At 46.3% G+C, this 18,728-nt stretch carries 17 protein-coding genes; all 17 read right to left on the reverse strand.

Annotated features, from left to right (window positions below; genetic code table 11):
* Positions 1-6: 6 nt before the first annotated feature.
* Positions 7-495: a flagellar basal body-associated protein FliL gene (fliL, locus tag KI743_RS11065; RefSeq protein ID WP_032549757.1), complete on the reverse strand. Its 489-nt coding sequence runs from the start codon at positions 493-495 to the stop codon at positions 7-9.
* A 54-nt stretch (positions 496-549) separates the two neighbouring features.
* Positions 550-2,913 carry a flagellar hook-length control protein FliK gene (locus tag KI743_RS11070; RefSeq protein WP_285466436.1) on the reverse strand — a complete coding sequence of 788 codons (2,364 nt, stop codon included), beginning with the start codon at positions 2,911-2,913 and terminating at the stop codon, positions 550-552.
* Between the two features lie 176 nt (positions 2,914-3,089).
* Positions 3,090-3,527: a flagellar export protein FliJ gene (fliJ, locus tag KI743_RS11075; protein WP_032549657.1), complete on the reverse strand. Its 438-nt coding sequence runs from the start codon at positions 3,525-3,527 to the stop codon at positions 3,090-3,092.
* Positions 3,528-3,581: 54 nt separating this feature from the next.
* The gene (gene fliI / locus KI743_RS11080; protein WP_285466438.1) at positions 3,582-4,901 is read right to left on the reverse strand and encodes a flagellar protein export ATPase FliI; all 1,320 of its coding nucleotides are present in this window, start codon (positions 4,899-4,901) and stop codon (positions 3,582-3,584) included.
* Positions 4,901-5,701 carry a flagellar assembly protein FliH gene (fliH, locus tag KI743_RS11085; protein WP_032549660.1) on the reverse strand — a complete coding sequence of 267 codons (801 nt, stop codon included), beginning with the start codon at positions 5,699-5,701 and terminating at the stop codon, positions 4,901-4,903. Before fliH ends, fliI begins: the two co-directional genes overlap by 1 nt.
* 187 nt (positions 5,702-5,888) lie before the next feature.
* Positions 5,889-6,947 (reverse strand): flagellar motor switch protein FliG, encoded by a 1,059-nt coding sequence (gene fliG, locus KI743_RS11090; RefSeq protein ID WP_032549661.1) that lies wholly within the window; start codon positions 6,945-6,947, stop codon positions 5,889-5,891.
* Positions 6,940-8,682 carry a flagellar basal-body MS-ring/collar protein FliF gene (fliF, locus tag KI743_RS11095; RefSeq protein WP_150871436.1) on the reverse strand — a complete coding sequence of 581 codons (1,743 nt, stop codon included), beginning with the start codon at positions 8,680-8,682 and terminating at the stop codon, positions 6,940-6,942. The genes fliG and fliF overlap by 8 nt, the downstream gene beginning before the upstream one ends.
* A gap of 16 nt (positions 8,683-8,698) precedes the next feature.
* Positions 8,699-9,010 carry a flagellar hook-basal body complex protein FliE gene (gene fliE, locus KI743_RS11100; RefSeq protein ID WP_032549664.1) on the reverse strand — a complete coding sequence of 104 codons (312 nt, stop codon included), beginning with the start codon at positions 9,008-9,010 and terminating at the stop codon, positions 8,699-8,701.
* A gap of 146 nt (positions 9,011-9,156) precedes the next feature.
* Positions 9,157-10,566: a sigma-54 dependent transcriptional regulator gene (locus tag KI743_RS11105; RefSeq protein WP_032549666.1), complete on the reverse strand. Its 1,410-nt coding sequence runs from the start codon at positions 10,564-10,566 to the stop codon at positions 9,157-9,159.
* A 30-nt stretch (positions 10,567-10,596) separates the two neighbouring features.
* On the reverse strand, positions 10,597-11,640 hold the full coding sequence (locus KI743_RS11110) for a PAS domain-containing sensor histidine kinase (RefSeq protein ID WP_285466439.1): 1,044 nt from the start codon (positions 11,638-11,640) through the stop codon (positions 10,597-10,599).
* Positions 11,641-11,797: 157 nt separating this feature from the next.
* On the reverse strand, positions 11,798-13,264 hold the full coding sequence (locus KI743_RS11115; RefSeq protein WP_032549669.1) for a sigma-54 dependent transcriptional regulator: 1,467 nt from the start codon (positions 13,262-13,264) through the stop codon (positions 11,798-11,800).
* A gap of 229 nt (positions 13,265-13,493) precedes the next feature.
* Positions 13,494-13,904, reverse strand: coding sequence for a flagellar export chaperone FliS (fliS, locus tag KI743_RS11120; RefSeq protein ID WP_008218262.1), 411 nt, complete (start codon positions 13,902-13,904; stop codon positions 13,494-13,496).
* A gap of 12 nt (positions 13,905-13,916) precedes the next feature.
* Complete coding sequence (locus tag KI743_RS11125) at positions 13,917-14,222, reverse strand: flagellar protein FliT (RefSeq protein ID WP_285466440.1); 306 nt, start codon at positions 14,220-14,222, stop codon at positions 13,917-13,919.
* 3 nt (positions 14,223-14,225) lie between these two features.
* The gene (gene fliD / locus KI743_RS11130; protein WP_285466441.1) at positions 14,226-16,253 is read right to left on the reverse strand and encodes a flagellar filament capping protein FliD; all 2,028 of its coding nucleotides are present in this window, start codon (positions 16,251-16,253) and stop codon (positions 14,226-14,228) included.
* Between the two features lie 22 nt (positions 16,254-16,275).
* Positions 16,276-16,701, reverse strand: a complete 426-nt coding sequence (gene flaG / locus KI743_RS11135; RefSeq protein ID WP_285466442.1) for a flagellar protein FlaG — start codon at positions 16,699-16,701, stop codon at positions 16,276-16,278.
* An 82-nt stretch (positions 16,702-16,783) separates the two neighbouring features.
* The gene (locus tag KI743_RS11140) at positions 16,784-17,914 is read right to left on the reverse strand and encodes a flagellin (protein WP_032549674.1); all 1,131 of its coding nucleotides are present in this window, start codon (positions 17,912-17,914) and stop codon (positions 16,784-16,786) included.
* A gap of 697 nt (positions 17,915-18,611) precedes the next feature.
* Positions 18,612-18,728 (reverse strand): flagellin (locus KI743_RS11145; protein ID WP_261314782.1); only part of this gene is annotated, 117 nt, incomplete at its 5' end.

Consider the following 18,728-nt stretch of genomic DNA (forward strand, 5'->3'; position numbering starts at 1 on the left):
GATTACCTACTGAATCACAAAGTCAGTGAATAACACTTTTTCAATAACAGGTTGTCCAACGGCCTGAGTCAGGCTCGCCTTGATATCTTCTGTCGCTTTATCGCGTAGCTCGATGCGCCCTGTTGGTGAGCGTAACTGGTCTACAGTCGCAGAGGCAAACGTAGCCAGTAGAGTACTTTCAACCAATGGAGAGTGGTAACGAGCAAGCTCTTCATTCTTGCTGCCACGCACCATTAATTGCGCTTTAATCTGAACCAGACGATCCTTTTTGTCTCCAGAGACATTAAATAGGAACGGTTGTGGAATATTTACATAAGCGACAGGTTCGGCAGCAGTCACTGGTGCTTGCGCTTCGGTTTCAGCTTCTGCTGTGCTGTCGTCAGAGCCCATTAAGAAAAATGCTGCGCCACCACCACCCAGTAGCAACACGACTACGGCAATAATAATGATCAGTAATTTACTTTTGCCTTTGGGTGCTTCTTGTTCTTCTGCCATGCTTATCTCTAATTCTTCGTTAAAACCATCTAACTGTCTGATGTGTACATAATATTAGGCGTAATAACTAATTCCATCACGCTTTGACGCGACATTCAATTCAAGATTGCTGCTGCTATCAAGGTTTTCGTCACCTTGTCCATCATTTGCACTTCCTGAGCCTGATTGTCCACCACCTTCACCACTGTTGTAGCGATCTTGTCCTTGCCCGGTACTTTGTTGCTGCACAGATGAATCAGCAAGCTGCATACCTTGTTGAGCAAGCATCTCACGTAGCCTTGGTAATGTCTGCTCAATCACGTCACGGGCTTGCTGGTTGGTCACGGTAAAGTGAACATTCGCCACATCATTGTTCATTGTCATGCGGATCTTTAACTGTCCAAGCTCCGGCGGGTCCAATCGGATATCCAGATTCTTCAAATTCTTAGACATCATCATTTGAACTTTTTCAGCCACTTGCTCATTAGCGAGCTCTTTAGTCAGCTGAAGTGGAGCTTGCTGTGCCGCTTGAGTTTCTGCTCGCGTCGGTGCTGAACCGACTGGTGTTGTCCCTTGTGCACCTGCCGCTGAGGCTATTTGCTGAGCAAAACTGCTCTCTTTGCTGTCATCTTTGCCTGCTGCTCGCCCCAAACCTGCCAGCGCTGCAGCTCCTGAACCTGCTTTTAGAATTGCATCCTTGGAAGCGGTCTTGGCAGCTAACATCTCTGTGCCCATCGGATTAGCCGCAACATTGTGTGCAGCGGCAAGATTAGGATCTATCGATGATGCCTGAGCTGAAACGGGTGCAGACGCTGCATTAGATGCTTGTTGGGCTGCCGCTTGTTGAGCCTGTTGCATTTGAACCGTTTGAGCTTGGTTTGACTGAGCTAGCGCTGCTTGAGCTTTATCTGCTGCGACATTCTGTTGCATTGCATGCTGAGTTGCCCCCGCAGCTACCGCCGCTGTTACTGCCCACTCTTCGAGGTTATCCGTTGCAACTTCTGACGATTCAACAGGTGTACCCCAATTGATCGTTGTAGGCGCTTGGCTATACAGCTGACTCGCCTGCTCAACTAACTGCGTACGCTGCTGTTGAAGCACGACTAGTTCAGACGACGCTTTTGCTAAAGTGGCCTTTTCAGCATCAGAAAGCTCCTCGCCACTTAACTGTTTGGTCTCTAGCTCATTCACAACCACTTCGGTTGCTTCAATTTGGGTATTTAATTGATTGATGGCTTGAGTATGCATTTCTACTTCAGCCGCCAATTCCAGTTCAGATTGCGTTAACGGTTGTGACGATTGAGAAAGCTGAGAAGCAGAGTTCATGGCGCTTTGCTCTGCTTTTACTAACTGTTCGATCTGCTGCGGTGTCACACCTTGCTGCATCAGCTGCTGTACTTGTGCTTGGTCGAGTTGAGACACAGGTACGCCGTTAGTCATCATGGCTACTTTTTGTTCCAGTGCGGCCAACTGTTGAGAAGTTTGAGCATCAGTCGTATTCACTTTGGACGCAGTATCCGTTTGTAAAACTGCTTCACTATCGACCGCACCAACTGAAACACCAATAGGGATACCTGCACTCATCATCGCCATATGCTGAGGCTGTTGAGCCGCTGCCGACACACCGACTGGAGTAATAGGACTAGTATTAGACGCCAAGTCAGCCTTAATCGCTTGCGACGACTGAGCATTAAAGCCTGTCACCGGTGTGGTGGCTGCTTGAGGCAAAGCTTTGCCGTTTGTTGGTGCTTGTAAGGTTTTATTTGCCTCATCCAATTGACCAAGCAGTTTATTACCTTCACTCATAGCTGCCGATGCCTTACTTGCATCCGACGCTTTTGGATCAATGTGTTTTAGTTCTGACGTATTCGCTTGAGCTGATTGCGGCTTGTCTGTCTCAGTTGAAGGTTTTGATTGCGACTCAGTACTTTGCGTTTTTTGAACAACAGAAACGCCTTCGACAGGTGCCTGCTCTTTAGCTGAAGCATCTGTAGATTCAACCGATTTCTGCGCACCACTCTCATTAGCCATAACTTTATTGGAGTCAGCCGCTTTACTCTCTGTTATTTGTTTAGCGTCAGTGGTTGCAGGTTTATCACCACTCTCGCCTTTTAAAAGGTGATCTTCACTCTGTGACGCTGTTTTTGAACTGGTCGCTTGCTCGTCGCCATCGACCTTCTTCACTGTATCCGCGACTTTCTCAGACTTTTCAGCATCACCAGAGTCAGAGGCCACTTTCTCTGCATCGCCTGACTCACTTGCTTTGCTCGCTTTACTTGACTCAGCCTTTACCTCTTCACCCAGACCCAGTGCGTCTTTGAGGGAAGCGAAGAAACCTTTAGATTCACCGCCCTCACTCGTTTGTGCTGAAGATCCGCTTGGCTCCAGCAATGAAGTGGCTTTGCTAGTGACTGAATTTGAAGAAGGACTAACATTCATATGTACAAGCTCTATCTAATCGCTTTGACGCCAAGATACTTGGAACGGCAAAAAGAAAGTGAAGCTCCGAGTCCTAAAGACTCAAGAGCGTAATAACAGAACTAATAAAGCAAAAAACATGCCTGAGAGAACAATACTGTGAGAAAGGTTAATAAAGTGTGAAGTTGAGGGAAAAACTAGCGACGTTGTCGGCTGTATAACAGGGTCGAAAACTCATCCATCTGTTTCTGCTCACGTTGGTCTTGCAGCTTCGCTTTTTCTTTCTGCTTCTTTTCCATTAACCATTCGTATGACTTACGCTGTTTGCGTAGTTCCATCCAATACTCTTGGCAGTTATCAACCTGGCTCTTGAAGTGCCCCTCTGCCTCTTTTTGTTTGGATAGCGTGTCATCTAATTGAGTAAGAAATCGATTCAGGTGTCCATATTGGCTCGCTGTTAGCCCAGCTTTACCGCGATCGACTAACTGCTGACAATAATCCAAACGGTATTTTTCAATCTGCGCGACTTGTTCGTAATAACCTTGCAGCTCAGCATTGGCTTTGTTGAGTGCCAACACCGCTTGATTCTCTTTCTCTTTTGCTTGCTCTAGCAAGAATTCAAGTGCGTTATCCATCAGCAAACACTCTGCTTAGTAAACACTGTCATATCATTAACGATCGTCACAAAGCTAACCTCCCAACACGTGTTTCAACATATTGACACACATATCGTAAGGTACCGTCTCTTTCATTTTCTGCTGCAGATACTCATCAAGTTTAGGCTTAAGCGTAAACGCACTATCAATCGCTGGATCCGTCCCCGGCTTGTAGGCACCGATAGAGACCAAATCTTGGTTCTTACGACAAATCGACAGTACCTGTCTTACCGCTTTCGACATAAGAACATGCTCTTCTGACGTGATTTGTGGCATAACACGACTCACCGACTTCTCTACATCAATCGCAGGATAGTGACCGGCATCAGCCATTTCACGTGACAAGACAACGTGACCATCCAGAATCGCACGCGACGCATCGGCAATCGGATCTTGGAGATCATCCCCTTCGGTCAAAACTGTAAAGAAAGCGGTTATTGAGCCTTGATCGTCACTGCCATTACCAGCGCGTTCAACCAACGCAGGCAATTTAGCAAACACCGATGGCGGATAACCTTTGGTCGCTGGCGGCTCCCCCACAGAAAGGGCAATCTCACGCTGAGCTTGCGCAAAACGGGTCAGTGAATCCATCAACAGCAGAACATCAAGGCCTTGGTCACGGAAGTACTCCGCCACTGTAAGCGCCGTTTGACAGCCCTTAAGTCGCATCAAAGGTGAGGCATCGGCAGGTGCAGCTACGACAACCGAGCGTTTACGGCCATCCTCGCCAAGGATCTCTTCAATAAATTCTTTAACTTCTCGTCCACGCTCACCAATCAGACCCACGACCACCACTTGTGCGGTTGTACCTCGAGTCATCATTCCAAGTGTCACCGACTTACCAACACCAGAACCTGCAAACAGGCCAATACGTTGACCTTTACCTACGGTAAGAAGGCCGTTAATTGCTTTCAGGCCAACATCCAAAGGCTCAGAGATAGGTTTACGAGCCAATGGGTTGATCGGCTCGGCATTAAATGAGGCGCGATTTTCAGTATAAAGCGGGCCTAACCCATCTAATGGGTTACCCACACCGTCAATCACGCGACCAAGCAGTTCCATACCAACTGGAATACCACTCTCACTGGTCATTGGTGTAACGCGAGCACCGGGCAAGATGCCTGTGATTTGCTCGCTCGGCATTAAGAAAAGATTGTCTCCAGAAAAGCCAACTACCTCTGCCTCCATATGTCCGGACATGGTCTCGACGAGACAAAGACTACCAATCGGCGCCTTACACCCCGTCGCTTCCAAAGTAAGTCCAACCACACGGACAAGTTTGCCCGAGGCGATCGGACGAGATTTAAGGCCTTCTACCTTGTATTGGCCAAGGCGTTCTGCAAGCGCTAACACTATTCGTTACCTTGATGACGATTCACGCCACAAAAATTTTGAATAACCTGACGCACACGATCTTCCATACGGTAGTTCACGCTCGATTCACCCGCTTCGATCTGAACATCACCGCGATTCAACGCAGGCTCAGCTACAAGCGTCCAGTTGCGACAATCCAATTCTGTTTCACCATAGGCAGAACGAATGATGGTGACATCTTCAGGGTGTAACTTAAGCGTGATCGCGTGGCCTGAGATAGGTAGAGACTCGACTGACTCTTTCACGGTATCAAGAATAATCTGAGGGTTGGTCTGCACTTCAACATGCACCACCTCTTTAACCATGGTCAGCACCATATCGACGAGCTGTTTTTCAACCTGAGCATTCATCAGCTCTAAAGGTTGAGCAAATTGGTTGGCAAGTCCCATAAAAATTGCGACTTGCTGCTGAATATACTCTTGCCCAGCAGTCACACCTTCAAGCTTACCCGCTTCGGTACCTTCCGCATGACCTGCAGCAAAGCCTTCTTCTTTGCCTTTTTCATAGCCTTGCTTGAAGCCCGCTTCTTGACCTTGATGCAGCCCCTCTTGATAGGCTCCTTGCTTGATTAACTCGATCTGCTCTTCGGTTAATACCAGCTCTTCATCTTCAATCGCTTCTTCAACGGTTGGCATCCAGCTTGGGTCGTAGTTGAAAGCCGTCTCTTTCGCTTGTTGGTGCGTATCAGACGTATAATCAGGCAGCCCCCACTTTTGAGGTTCCGCTACCGTGTTGTCCTCATCGGGACGGAAAAAGCCGCGCTTTCTATCACCTGACATAATAAATACCTATCAAATAGACCAAGAGTCTACATAACCACACTCACACCATAGAGTTTAGAGCTCAATGGGCTTTGGATAAGCTAGCAAGAACAAACCGTTCAAGCACACCGTTTATGTAAACGAAAAATAACAATGAAATCGATAAAGAAAAGCCCCATCAGTGTGGGGCTTAGTCGTTTCTAACTTATAGGAACTCGTCGGCACCACCAGACAGCATAATCTCACCACTGTCGGCCATTTTCCTCGCAATGCCCAAGATCTCTTTCTGAGCAGCTTCAACATCCGATACTTTCACTGGCGGCATCGCCTCGATATCGTCTCTCATCATATCGGCAGCACGTTTAGACATGTTCTTGAAGATCTTCTCACGCAGACCTTCATCTGCACCTTTAAGTGCTTTCTGAAGAACATCTTGTGGTACATCACGCAGCAACTTCTGAACACCTTGGTCGTCGACTTCGATAAGGTTCTCGAATACAAACATAAGGTCTTGAATCTGGGTTGCCATGTCTTCGTCTTGGTCGCGGATTTGATCCATCAACACGCCCTCGACGTTGTTGTCCATGTAGTTCATGATCTCTGCTGCTGCCTTCAGGCCGCCAATCTTAGCCGCTTGAGCACCAGCTTGACCCGCAAACTGTTTCTCCATGATTTCGTTCAGCTCAGCCAGTGCTGACGGTTGAACTTCTTCAAGGTTCGCAATACGCATCATCAGATCTAAACGAACGCGCTCAGGGAACTGCGACAAGATCTCTGCCGACTGATCCGCCTCAAGGTAAGAAAGTACGATAGTTTGAATCTGCGGGTGCTCGTTAATGATGATGCTCGCAACTTGACGAGGATCCATCCACTTCAATGAATCCAGACCTTTCGAACCTGTACCCAGAAGGATTTGGTCAACAAGATTATTCGCTTTATCTTCACCCAGAGCAGCCACCAGCGCATTACGCATAAAGTCTTCGCTACCCATACCGATATTAGTGTACTTCTGAATATCGTCTAGGAAGGCACGGTGCACTGCGCCTACTTTCTCTTGAGAAAGGTCAGCTGCACGCGCCATCGCACTACCCACACGCTGAACCTGTTTTGGTTCAAGGTGTCGGATAATACCTGCAGCATCTTCTTCGTTAAGACTTAACAACAAGATCGCTGCGCGTTCGTCACCAGAAATTGATGCGATATCGACGTTCGCAACTTCTGCTACTTCTCCACCTTCACCTTGTGGAACAATTTCGTTAGCCATCTGCCATCCAATTCTTAACTACTTGAGCCGCTAGCTCTGGTTCATTTGCTACCAGAGCACGTACTGCTTTCAACACATCTTCATCTTTATGAAGGTTTGGTAAGTCAATGCTTGAGCCAAACTCGAACAGTTCCCCACCTTCAATATCGCTGCCAATCAGGCTAGTCTCGCCATCGGCACCAATCGGTAGTCCATCAGGACCGTATGCTTGATCATCAGTGTCTTCAGCTGGGTTAAGCAGTTTCTTCATAGCTGGGCGAACCAGTACAAGAACGACAACAATGATGACCAGAGCACTTGCAAACCAACGAACCCAATCGTTAAAGTTCGGGTGTTCCCAAATAGGCACATCTGGCAGCACATCAGTTACTTGCGGTGCAAATTGAACGCTCAATACATTCAACAAATCACCACGGCCTTCATCAAATCCAACTGTGCCAATCAGAACTTGTCTGATCGCATTAATCTCTGTTTCGCTCAGCGGTGTGTGAACCACTTCACCGGTATCTGGATTCACAGACTGACGGTTTTTAATCGCGACTGAAACCGTTTGACGGTTAACCGTGCCGCTCTGCTTACGTTCATGGCTGATGGTAGTATCAAGTTCAAAGTTGCGTGTTGCTTCTTTATGAACCGAGCCTTGCCCCATTAGCGAGCCATCTTTCATTTGTGCCACATCTTGTGGAATCGATGCATCCGCCGGCGGTTGGTTACTCAACGCACCCGGTACACCTGCCACGGTGTTACCGTTGTTGTAATCTTCTAGCGTGTACTCGCTGCGCGTTGCTGGAGTATTTGGGTCAAAACGCTTACGAGTCTGCTCGACAGCACTGAAATCAAGTTGAATGTCTACTTGTGCGGTGTAGTTACCAAAACCAAGAATTGGAATCAATACAGAGTCAATCTTTTCACGAAGTGCCTGCTCTTGATTACGCTCTAATTCATGCTCTTTACGGCGAGCCGCTGAAGCTGGGTCTTGAGAACCAGAGCTTAGTAGACGACCATGTTGGTCGGTCACGGTAATTCGTGACGTTTTCATTCCAGGAACAGCACTAGCAACCATGTCCACAACAGAATCTACTTCTTGTTGCTTGAGATTGGTCCCCGTTTTAAGCGTCAAAAATACGGACGCTGAAGCTTCTTGATTGTGACGAACAAACACACTCTGTTTTGGCAACGCCAACAAAACTTGTGCCTTACGCACCTGTTTCATCTGTTCGATCGCTTTCGCTAGCTGACGCTCACGGCTTAACTTTAAACGCTCTTGTTCAAGACGTTGAGATACGCCAAAGCCCATATCCTGCATTAGGATATCGTCACCTGCGTTTTTCTCTTGATTCAGACCGGCACGCACCATGTCCAGCTTCAATGAGTTATATTCACTGGCCGGAACCGAAATGGTATTGCCTTCTAATGAGTATTCGATTTTTTGCTGATCAAGGTAATCAAGCACTGGGATCAGTTCTTCAGTCTCATACGCACCTAACGGACGCATTTCTGGCTCTTTTACCCAGAAAAACAGCATCACGATTAATGCGACACATATAGAGATCGAAAGAACAAGTACAACCTGACGCAGGAGATCAAGATCACCTACTGCCATGTCGAACTTCGATGAACTGCGCTCACCTAGATCGGGATTTTGCCCTTCGTTATCTACGTCGGCCCCTGCAACGAGTGCATGGTCATTCGCATCACTAACGGCTAAATCTGTTGTTTGACTATTTTCTGCCACTATCTACTACCTAACACTATACCGGCATATTCATCAGCTCTTTGTACGACTCAACCAGTTTGTTCCTGATCTGAATCGTCGCTTCAAAAGCCACACTAGATTTATTTCGAGCAATCATTACGTCGGAGAGAGAGACACTCTCATCACCGCTATCAAAACGCGTTTGAAGATCTCCTGAGGTTTTCTGTAACGAGTTCACGTTATTGATGGCTTGCGTCAACATATTGCCGAAATCTGCACCAACCGTTTGTCCAGTCGCCGCCGGACGCGTGTTTGCAGCTTCGACCATCATTGCCTGCATCTCGCCTTGTAAACCATCTATTCTCATTTACTACCTCAGAGTCAAAATTATGACTTTCTTTGTTGCTGTACTATTGATAGAGCAATTAATGTGCCACTGTCTATAAAAAGACAGTGGCAGAGTGATTAAATATCGTACTCTATGTCCACATTCAATGCAGGATTAATCGTATCTTAGTTTGGGATATCTATCCCAGCATCACGCATTTTCGCCAACTTATAGCGCAGAGTACGCGGGCTGATACCCAATTTCTCGGCCATATCTTTACGACGACCATTACAAGCGATCAGCGTCTCAAGAATAATCGCGTACTCTTGATCACGCAGTTCGTTGCCCAATCCTTCACCTGCGGAGGAGACTTTAGTAACAGGGTTAGCTTCGGCGATTGGTTTAACATCTGGCGTTGCTACATCGTTACCTTCAACAATTTGCTGTAGGCCACTGGCATCTTGCCAATCTACACCTTCTAGCAAAATATGCTCTCCGGAGATGTTAGCTTGTTCGCTCAATATTAGCGCACGCTGTACAACATTGTCTAATTCTCGTACATTTCCTGGCCATGGGTAGCTCACCAGTTTGCCGATTGCATCAGCCGAAATCGTTGGTACAGGCATCCCCAGCTTGGTGCAGTGACGCTCAATTAGATGCTTAGCTAGTGGCTCAATATCTCCCTTGCGTTCACACAGTGGTGGCCAAGAGATTGGGAATACATTGAGTCGGTAATACAAGTCTTCACGGAAATTACCTTCCGAGACATACTGTTTTAAATCACGGTTACTAGTTGCCAACACACGAACGTCGAGCTTAATGCTCTTACGGCTACCAAGGCGTTCTACCTCACGCTCCTGCAATACACGTAACAGTTTCGCCTGAAGATTAAGATCCATCTCACTGATCTCATCTAGCAAAATTGTACCACCCTGTGCCTGTTCGAACTTACCCGGACACGCTTGGATCGCACCAGTGAAGGCACCTTTTTCATATCCAAACAGAGTTGCTTCAAGCATATTGTCAGGAATCGCAGCACAGTTAATCGCAACGAATGGACCATCTTTACGGTTAGAAGCGTTATGGATATAGCGCGACATCACCTCTTTACCCGAACCACTTGGACCTAGAACCATCACATTGGCATCGGTTTTAGCGACCTTGTCAGCCAACATTAATAACTTAAGGCTCTTCTCATCGGCAACCACAGCATCGCCGTTATCGTCAGACTTAACCGGTGCATAGCGGCTCACCATATTCAGAAGGACTTCTGGTGCGAATGGCTTAGCCATGTAATCAATCGCGCCTTCTTTCATCGCGGCAACGGCATCTTCAATGTTGGCGTAAGCTGTCATCAATAGCACTGGCAGATTCGGCCAGTTTTGTTTGATATTTCTTAATAGGGCTAATCCGCCCATGCCCGCCATCTGAACATCGGATACGACGATATCAACGGAGTTAGACTTTAACTTGACCAGAGCATCTTCCGCGCAGTCCGCTTCTAGCCATTCGTAGCCAGCGAGCGCGAGCGTATCGACCAAGGCTTCACGTAGACCTTCATCATCTTCTACGATTAACACTTTGCTTTGAGCCATGTGATTCTCCAGTGTAAATTCAGTTAAAACTTAAATACTTTCAGCAGTAGAGGTGCGTTCTAGTGGTAAGCACATCGTAAAGCATGCGCCATCGCCCTCTTCTGATATTAATTCTAATCGCCCTTCATGAGCGCGGCACACCATCTGTACCACAGCCAAACCAAGACCTGTGCCTTGAGAGCGCGTAGTGAAAAACGGCTCCATGATCTTTCCTTGCAGCTCTTTCGGTACACCAGGGCCACTGTCTTGAACCGAGATCTTAAGCTCGCCGTTCACCGGTCGGAAAAACACATCGATTTGCGACTCTTTACCCGCAATCTGTACGGCATTGAGAACTAAGTTACTTAAAGCAGAAGCAATGGCATTGGCATTACCAAACATTTGCGTCTCTTCACCTTCGACTTCTTGGAAATAATCGATGTTGTTGGTCTTGAGTGCCGTCTCGACCATCGGCTGATATTCAGCGATCAACTCTGACACCGTAAATGGCTTCACGACTTTGTTATCACCACCTTTAGCGAACAACAGCATATCATTAACCTGCTTCTCAAGGTCATGCAGTCTATCCATAAGCTTAGTTTGAAAGCGCGTTTTTGTGGCAGGTGGCAAATTTGGCGCAGCTAAATTAGAAGCATAGAGCATCGCACTGGACAATGGTGTACGAACTTGGTGCGCCAAAGAAGCGACCATTCTTCCTAGTGAAGAGAGTCTTTGAAGATCACTCACACGCGATTGAAGCAGTCGAGTTTCTGTCAGATCGGTAATTAAGATCAGCTGACCAGTGGCTGATGCAGAGATCGCCAAACGAACTTTACGTCCATTTTTCAGTGAAATTTCGTGGCCATCATCGTCTTTGGGATCAAATGCACTCTGGATCACAGAGAACCACTTCTCTCCCACCAGCTCCACACCTAATATACGGTGGGCTTCAGGGTTAGCTTCTCTAACTTCACCCTGAGTATCCAACAAGATAACGCCAGCAGGCATCACATCGAGTACTTGCTTGTATCGCTCAACTTGCTGCTCAACAGAGTCTAAGTGTGATTGGTTTTCTGGTTGGTCAGATGCGTGCATATAAAAAATTGGCCTCAAATACTAGAATAGCCTGACATGCACCACACACATCAGGCTATTTGCTATATTTATCACATAGTTAAGCCGTCAACAACTCGGCTATCTCTGATTAAAAGGTAGATCAGGGTTCTCCATGAGCTACCGTATTCAGTAGGATTTATCGCTGCAAATTGTATTTGCGCATTTTCTCAACAAGGGTTGTACGTCGCATACCCAACATGTCTGCCGCACGAGCAACCACACCGCCTTGAGCTTCCAAAGCTTGGTTGATCATATTCACTTCCAAGTCAGCGAGTAACTCTTTTAAGTTTACGCCTTCTGGTGGCAGCTCTTGAGGGGCATTGGCGTTATCATTGAGATCATCTTGTTGATCAAAACTGAAGTCTTCAGAGAATAGATCCGCTAATGCGTCGCGCTCTTGCTCTTCTTCCGACACAAAGCTATTGAACTCTGGTTGGAACTCAGGGATATCACTATAGCGATACTTAGTTGGCAGATGGTTCACATCAACCAAGCTGTTCGGATACAGAATAACCATACGTTCAACTAGATTCGCCAACTCGCGAACGTTGCCTGGCCAATCATGTTCCATCAAAGAATTAACAGCACGCGGCGTGAAGCAGATCGGCATGCTGCCTTCCGCTTCCATACGCGTCATCAGCTCTTGTAGCAACAGCGGTATATCTTCTTTACGCTCTTGCAGTGCAGGCATCTCGATTGGGAACACATTCAATCGGTAGTAAAGGTCCTCGCGGAACGCTTCATCATCGATCATGCTCTCAAGATTGCGGTGTGTTGCTGCAATGACACGTACATTAGCTTGCAGCGTTGCGTTGCCGCCTACGCGTTCAAAACAACGTTCTTGCAATACGCGTAGCAGTTTTACCTGCATCGCCATTGGCATATCGCCAACTTCATCCAGGAATAAGGTTCCACCTTCCGCCAGTTCAAAGCGGCCTTTACGCGCGGTAATCGCACCGGTAAATGCCCCTTTTTCGTGACCAAAAAGCTCACTCTCCAACAAGTCTGGTGGGATAGCACCACAGTTCACAGGAACGAAAGGTCCACCACGGCGTTTTGAATGGTAATGAATGTTACGTGCTACAACCTCTTTACCCGTACCGGACTCACCTAAGATCAACACGTTTGCCTCGGTAGAAGAGACTTGCTCGATGAGGTGACGTACCTCCTGAATACCAGAGCTTTGACCGACTAGGCTGCGAAACAGTGTATTTTTGCGTGCTGATGAGACGACATTAACGCCTTTGCGGCCTAAGAAGTCTTTGCAATGCCTTAATGCATCACTAAGTTGCGGGTAATTGAGTGGCAGTTCTAGCTCACCAACATAGTTGGTTAACTCATCCACAGAATAGTTGTGCTTGCCCATTACTAACAAGGGGATATGGTTAGCGTTGATCAGCTGTTCATTGAGTAAAGATGTGAAGCCGTTGCCCTTAATAGAGCCAATAATGCACCCCGCCCACTGTTGAGACCAGTCGACCTTGTGTGCTTGTTCAGAGCTGACAACTTCGCAGCCCTCTCCTACAAACTCTAATATTGTGCTTAAATTGTGACGCTCTTGAGCATTATCGTCTACGACAAGCAGTTTTGACAAACCTTGCATAAGTAGGATGTATTGCCTTTATTATTGGTGTGATGCGGAAAACATTAAGCAACGTAATCTATAAAACAGAAAAAAGTATCATTGATAAGATTAACGATAGACAAATTATGAAAATCAGCAACGAAAAAAAGCCATTAGGCTATCTAATGGCTTCTATTTTATTTGATTAAAAAAATAAGGCAACCAACCAATTAACTCATGTGAGATCGGTTAGAACTTTGAATTTTCTCTAAATACCCACTTCAGCAGAGGTTAAATTGTGATATTCATTCGGGATCTGGTCCCAAGCGCTCTTAATCTCGCGGATGATATCAATCACATCATCAATAGGTTGAGGGTCATTTTTGTGATTCGCCGCAGAAATTTGAGTGATCATAAACTCATAAAGTTGATCTAGGTTTTTAGCGATATCACCACCATCGTCCATTGATAGACAGCTACGAAGGCTAATAATGATGTCTAACGCTTTACCCAGACGCTCACCCTTAACAGGAATATTCCCTGCTTGCATCGCCGCCTTACCTTGAATAAGACGTTCGATAGCACCTGCCATCAACATTTGAACAATTTTATGGGGTGAGGCAGCAGTAAGCTGACTATCCACTGATACCTTTTTATATGCCTGTAAAGAACCGCGCATAGTAAACCTCTTCTATAAAAACTTTTTATACTGTTGAACTGATTTGTTTCCGTGGCGGTACTTCTTCAAGTCTTTGCCGACTCGTGTCGTTTCCGTTTGCATCAATTCAACCAATTTTCTTGTTCTCGTAATGGCATTGTACCATTCCGAGCTTTGCTTAACGTCGGGGTGTGAATCCAATAAATGAAGCACGTTTTGCAACAACTGTTCTCTGTTATCGACAAGCGTCATTATTTCTTCAGTATTAATTTCACTTATTTCGAACTTAGCCATAATTTGTTGATCTAGTTCACAAAGCTTCTGAAGTTCGTCCATCATCTATTAGCCCAACGCATTCATCATACTGCCCAACTGGGACTGCATTTTGCCGGTCGCTTCTTGCATCGCAGTAAAACGAGCGTGGGTGCGACTTTCCAACCCTTCCATGCGGCGATCAAGTGCCGCTTGGTCATCGACCAAACGATAGTTCTGTTCAACCAAGCTTCGTTCACGCGTTCGAATTGAGCCTGTTACACCTGTAATGCCTTGAATGGCGTCTTCCACCTTTTTGGCAAAACCATTGTTACCACCAAAAAAATCACCCAACTTATCGAAGTTGTTGTTCAATTGGCGGTCCAACATGTCGTAGTTGATTTCGAGGGTACCTTGACGAGTTGTGGTGATACCAAACTCAGTTAGGGAACTGATATCCGGCGGCGCATCTTTAATGCTAGTTGAGAACACACTTTTCAAACGTGAGTCTGCGTTTCTCACTGTGCTATCACCAGCCAATGGTCCTTTTTGACCAGTGGTCGGATCGACACCCGATAGGCTCTGTGACACTTGGTAGAACTGATTGTATGATGCAACAAAGGCTTCAATATCCTGACGCACACTACCGCGGTCATACTCAACACCAATCTCTGCAGGAGCTTTATCTTTCGGTGTTTTGCCTTTTACTGTGATGTCGATACCCTCAATTGCATCTTCAATCACATTGTTGTTACTCGAAAGCTGAGCCACGCCATCCAATACAACCATGGAGTCTTGGCCCGCTTGAACCTCAGTCATGCCACTATAGGTATCAAAAGATTTCTGCGCTTTCTCTAGATCCGCTTGAGCTTTATCGATTTTTTCTAGGTGCTCTCGCTCTTCTTGAGGAAGTTTTGAACGCTCAATCTCTTTAGCTTGTTGTTCAGTAATCTCGCCCTTGGCAACACGTTCTGCTAGCGCTGCCTTCTCTTCAGCGGTTTTCTCTTCGATACGAGCTTGCTCAGCCTCAAGCTTTTGCTGAGCTTCTTTCGGTGTCACGTAAGAGTCCGTCAATGTGCCCGATGCGGCATTAGTCCAACCCGGAACATCCGGCGCCTTCTCTATCGCTTTCTCATCCAGTTCAAGCTCAGGGGTGTAATATGAGTCGAGCAAGGTACCTGACGCAGTTTCTGTCCAACCGGGGATATTGTCTTCTGGCATAACAGAAGCCGATGCCTTCGCTGCATCTAATGCTGCTTGGCCAGCTGCGGCAGCTGCCTCTCCAAAAGTTTGGCTGCTTGGGTCTTGAGCGAGTTCTGAATCAAGCGGTAGGTTTTCAGAATCAGACGCTTCTTGTGGCATAGGGTTGCCATCAGCATCCAACTCTTGTGGTGTTTCAGTTGCCGCTTCGATAGGGGCAGTTTCTTGCCCTGGAGCAGGCTCTGAAAGGATCTCTTGAGCAGCGAGACGTGCCGATTCTAAGGCTTTTACGCGCTCTTCAAGAGTTTTGTATTCAAGTTTTTTGAGGGGATTATCCGACTGAGCGTCAACATTAATGCTGATCTGTTGCTCCACACCAGATAGGTTTGACGCGACGATAAGGCGAGGACCCTCAACGTCGTTGATGACCGAGGCACGAACACCCGGGTTATTACTTGCGCCATTGATACCTCGTACAACGTCGATAAGTTTCGAGCGCTCACCGACTTGTACATCAAAGCTCTTCTCACCAAGCGAAACCTGCAGCTTACCTGGGCCAAATTTCATGTCTTCCGATAGAACATCAGAAGCCACTTTATGGCTTTGGGCAAGCTGCAACACATCGATGGCATATTTGCCTGCAATTGCATCCGTAGTAGCGGTTGCAGACACAACTCCGTCATCGGTACTTTCAACTGTTCTCACAGCGAAAGCTTTTTCCTGACGAAAGTTCGTCATTAAGTTCTTCATCGAATCAAGCGATTCTCTGAGTCTTCCATAGGCACTAATGCTGGAATCGATTCGCGTTCTTTCATTGTCGATACGTTGCTGCTTAGGTACGCGCTCCGCATCTACAATTTTGCTGACCATGGAGTTGATATCCATGCCAGACGACATCCCAAGTGGGCCTAAACTCATCAAATCACCTCAATAATACGACTTAAACCTTCGCCTCCAATAGCCCGCTATTTGAGGTTTGGGCCGCTAGGCGCCTTAAAATCTCAAGCATTTCTTCATCTGGTATTTGGCGAATAATATCACCTGTTGTGGCTTCGTATATCGTCACCACATCTCTACCCGATTCTTCATCCACTTTAAAGGCGACACCCTTGTTGATAGAAGAGATAAACTCATTCATCTTCTCTACCATTTTAACGCGCTCTTCTTTATTCAGCTCTTGTCTATCTTGAGCTAATTGAATCGCCGCTTCGGTAGCATCCTCTTGCGATTTCTCTACCTTATCTTTGGATGCAACTTCTAGTGGTTTAGAAACACTTGGCGCACTGCTACCTTCATCGAATGCAAATTTAATGCCATTAGGTGAGCCATAAGGCTGGACGTTCGATGCGCTGGATGATATTTCCATGACACTCTCCTTCCGACCTTAAATGAGCCATGGCATTAGAGCCCTACCAAGGTAGACCTCTATTGCCGCCTACTAAGTAAGCTTAGCCCAATAAGCTTAGAGCTGCTGATGGCGATTGCTTCGCTTGAGCTAGGATTGAAGTACTCGCCTGTTGTAGGATTTGAGACTTCGTCATAGCTGTCGTTTCTTTCGCGTAATCAGTATCTTTGATACGGCTCTTAGATGCATTAACGTTTTCGTTGATGTTATCTAAGTTGCTGATTGCGTGATCAAAACGGTTTTGGAAAGCACCCAGAGAAGCACGTTGGCTGTCTACAGACTTAAGCGCACCATCAATGATAGAAACAGCTTCGTTAGCGCCCGCTACAGAAGTTACGTCGATATCGTTAACAGTTACTTCTTTACCGTCGCCAAGACCTAGCTCGCCAGATAGGCTACCGCCAAACTCAACATCACCTTGTACTTTTTGGCTTGAAGCGAACAGTTGTAGTTTGCCGCCTTCACCAACAGAAGCTTTAACGTCTTCACTTTGACCGTTAATGTAAGTCGCAAGTTCTTCAATATCGTTACCCGCTTTTGCAGAGATATTTACTTCTTGCTCTTCACCAAACTTGTCTTTGTACTTCATCGTTAGGTCAGAACCTGCCGCTACTGTCCAAGAAGAGTCTTTACCTTCTTCAACTGTGTAGCTCTTACCACCCATGTCTTGAGTGTCAGTACGCATGTTACCCATAGATAGCATTACAGCTTCACCAGAATCCGCACCGATTTGGAAAGATTGGCTACCGTAAGTACCGTTTAGAAGCTTGTTACCACCGAAAGATGTTGTTTCTGCGATACGGTTTAGCTCGTCGTTAAGTGCTGTTACTTCTTCTTGGATTGCAACACGTTCAGCTTTACTGTTTGAACCGTTTGCAGATTGTAGAGAAAGGTCACGCATACGTTGCAGAATGTTTGTAGACTCATTCATTGCACCTTCAGCCGTTTGTGCAATAGAAATACCGTCGTTCGCATTCTTCACAGCCATGTCTAGGCCGCGGCTTTGAGACGTTAAGCGGTTCGAGATTTGTAGGCCTGCAGCATCGTCTTTTGCGCTATTGATTTTATAGCCAGAAGACAAACGCTCCATTGATTTTTGAGTACCTTCAGCCGCGCCATTTAGGTAGCGCTGAGCCGTCATTGCAGACACGTTAGTGTTTACATTAATTGCCATAGTTGATCTCCTTTAGGCATTTCTGATGCACGCCAGTGACTCTCACCTCACATAAAGCACACATCAATATTGTCTGATGTACCGCTGTGTCTCTCACCTCACATTGGCACATCTCATTTCTCTCAATCCCTTTAACGGCGCTTTGATTAGAAGCTTTAACAAAAAAATCGATTTTTTTGGTTTTATTTTCAATAACAAGAGAAAGTGTGATCGTAGTTCAATTAATCGGGCGATATTCGCTAAAGTTTCAACTATTGATGGATTTATAAGCACATGGTTACTTATTAATTTACTGTGAAAGCGTCGATATTTAACTGCGTTTGATATTGAGGTGGTGGTCATCACCTTTTATCAAAGAAAAAGAACTCTTCCTTTACCAATGACAATCGGCTCCTTTATCTGTACCTGATCAAGACTGAGATCCCTGATGCCTCGCTCTACTCGGCTCTGGGATGACTATTTAGGACATTTAGAGTTAGTTACAAGTTGCCTATTTATCGTCATTCCCTACCGCGAGGAACGAGCGATATAGGGAATCTCTCTCGCCACCAACGACACAATCAGGTATCCCAAAACACTTTACCAAACACCAAAAACGCGAAAACCCAGCCGAAGCTGGGTTTGTTTAGCGCTCATCTCTCACCACGAGCTAATTTGTGGAAGAGGCACTGACAAATGCAATGCCACTTTTATTTGATTAACCTAGAAGGCTAAGTGCTGAGTTCGGTGCTTGCTTCGCTTGAGCAAGAATCGAGCTAGACGCTTGAGAAAGAATTTGCGACTTAGTCATTTGCGTTGTTTCTTTCGCGAAGTC

This window comes from Vibrio sp. D420a (assembly GCF_030248625.1).
Lineage (GTDB): Bacteria > Pseudomonadota > Gammaproteobacteria > Enterobacterales > Vibrionaceae > Vibrio > Vibrio fortis_A.

Excerpts from the sequence above, each read along its gene's own strand:
- fliL (WP_032549757.1), bottom strand. The coding sequence starts at position 495 with ATGGCAGAAGAACAAGAAGCACCCAAAGGCAAAAGTAAATTACTGATC.
- KI743_RS11070 (WP_285466436.1), bottom strand. The coding sequence starts at position 2,913 with ATGAATGTTAGTCCTTCTTCAAATTCAGTCACTAGCAAAGCCACTTCA.
- fliJ (WP_032549657.1), bottom strand. The coding sequence starts at position 3,527 with ATGGATAACGCACTTGAATTCTTGCTAGAGCAAGCAAAAGAGAAAGAG.
- fliH (WP_032549660.1), bottom strand. The coding sequence starts at position 5,701 with ATGTCAGGTGATAGAAAGCGCGGCTTTTTCCGTCCCGATGAGGACAAC.
- fliG (WP_032549661.1), bottom strand. The coding sequence starts at position 6,947 with ATGGCTAACGAAATTGTTCCACAAGGTGAAGGTGGAGAAGTAGCAGAA.
- fliE (WP_032549664.1), bottom strand. The coding sequence starts at position 9,010 with ATGAGAATAGATGGTTTACAAGGCGAGATGCAGGCAATGATGGTCGAA.
- KI743_RS11105 (WP_032549666.1), bottom strand. The coding sequence starts at position 10,566 with ATGGCTCAAAGCAAAGTGTTAATCGTAGAAGATGATGAAGGTCTACGT.
- KI743_RS11110 (WP_285466439.1), bottom strand. The coding sequence starts at position 11,640 with ATGCACGCATCTGACCAACCAGAAAACCAATCACACTTAGACTCTGTT.
- KI743_RS11115 (WP_032549669.1), bottom strand. The coding sequence starts at position 13,264 with ATGCAAGGTTTGTCAAAACTGCTTGTCGTAGACGATAATGCTCAAGAG.
- fliS (WP_008218262.1), bottom strand. The coding sequence starts at position 13,904 with ATGCGCGGTTCTTTACAGGCATATAAAAAGGTATCAGTGGATAGTCAG.
- KI743_RS11125 (WP_285466440.1), bottom strand. The coding sequence starts at position 14,222 with ATGATGGACGAACTTCAGAAGCTTTGTGAACTAGATCAACAAATTATG.
- fliD (WP_285466441.1), bottom strand. The coding sequence starts at position 16,253 with ATGAGTTTAGGCCCACTTGGGATGTCGTCTGGCATGGATATCAACTCC.
- flaG (WP_285466442.1), bottom strand. The coding sequence starts at position 16,701 with ATGGAAATATCATCCAGCGCATCGAACGTCCAGCCTTATGGCTCACCT.
- KI743_RS11140 (WP_032549674.1), bottom strand. The coding sequence starts at position 17,914 with ATGGCAATTAATGTAAACACTAACGTGTCTGCAATGACGGCTCAGCGC.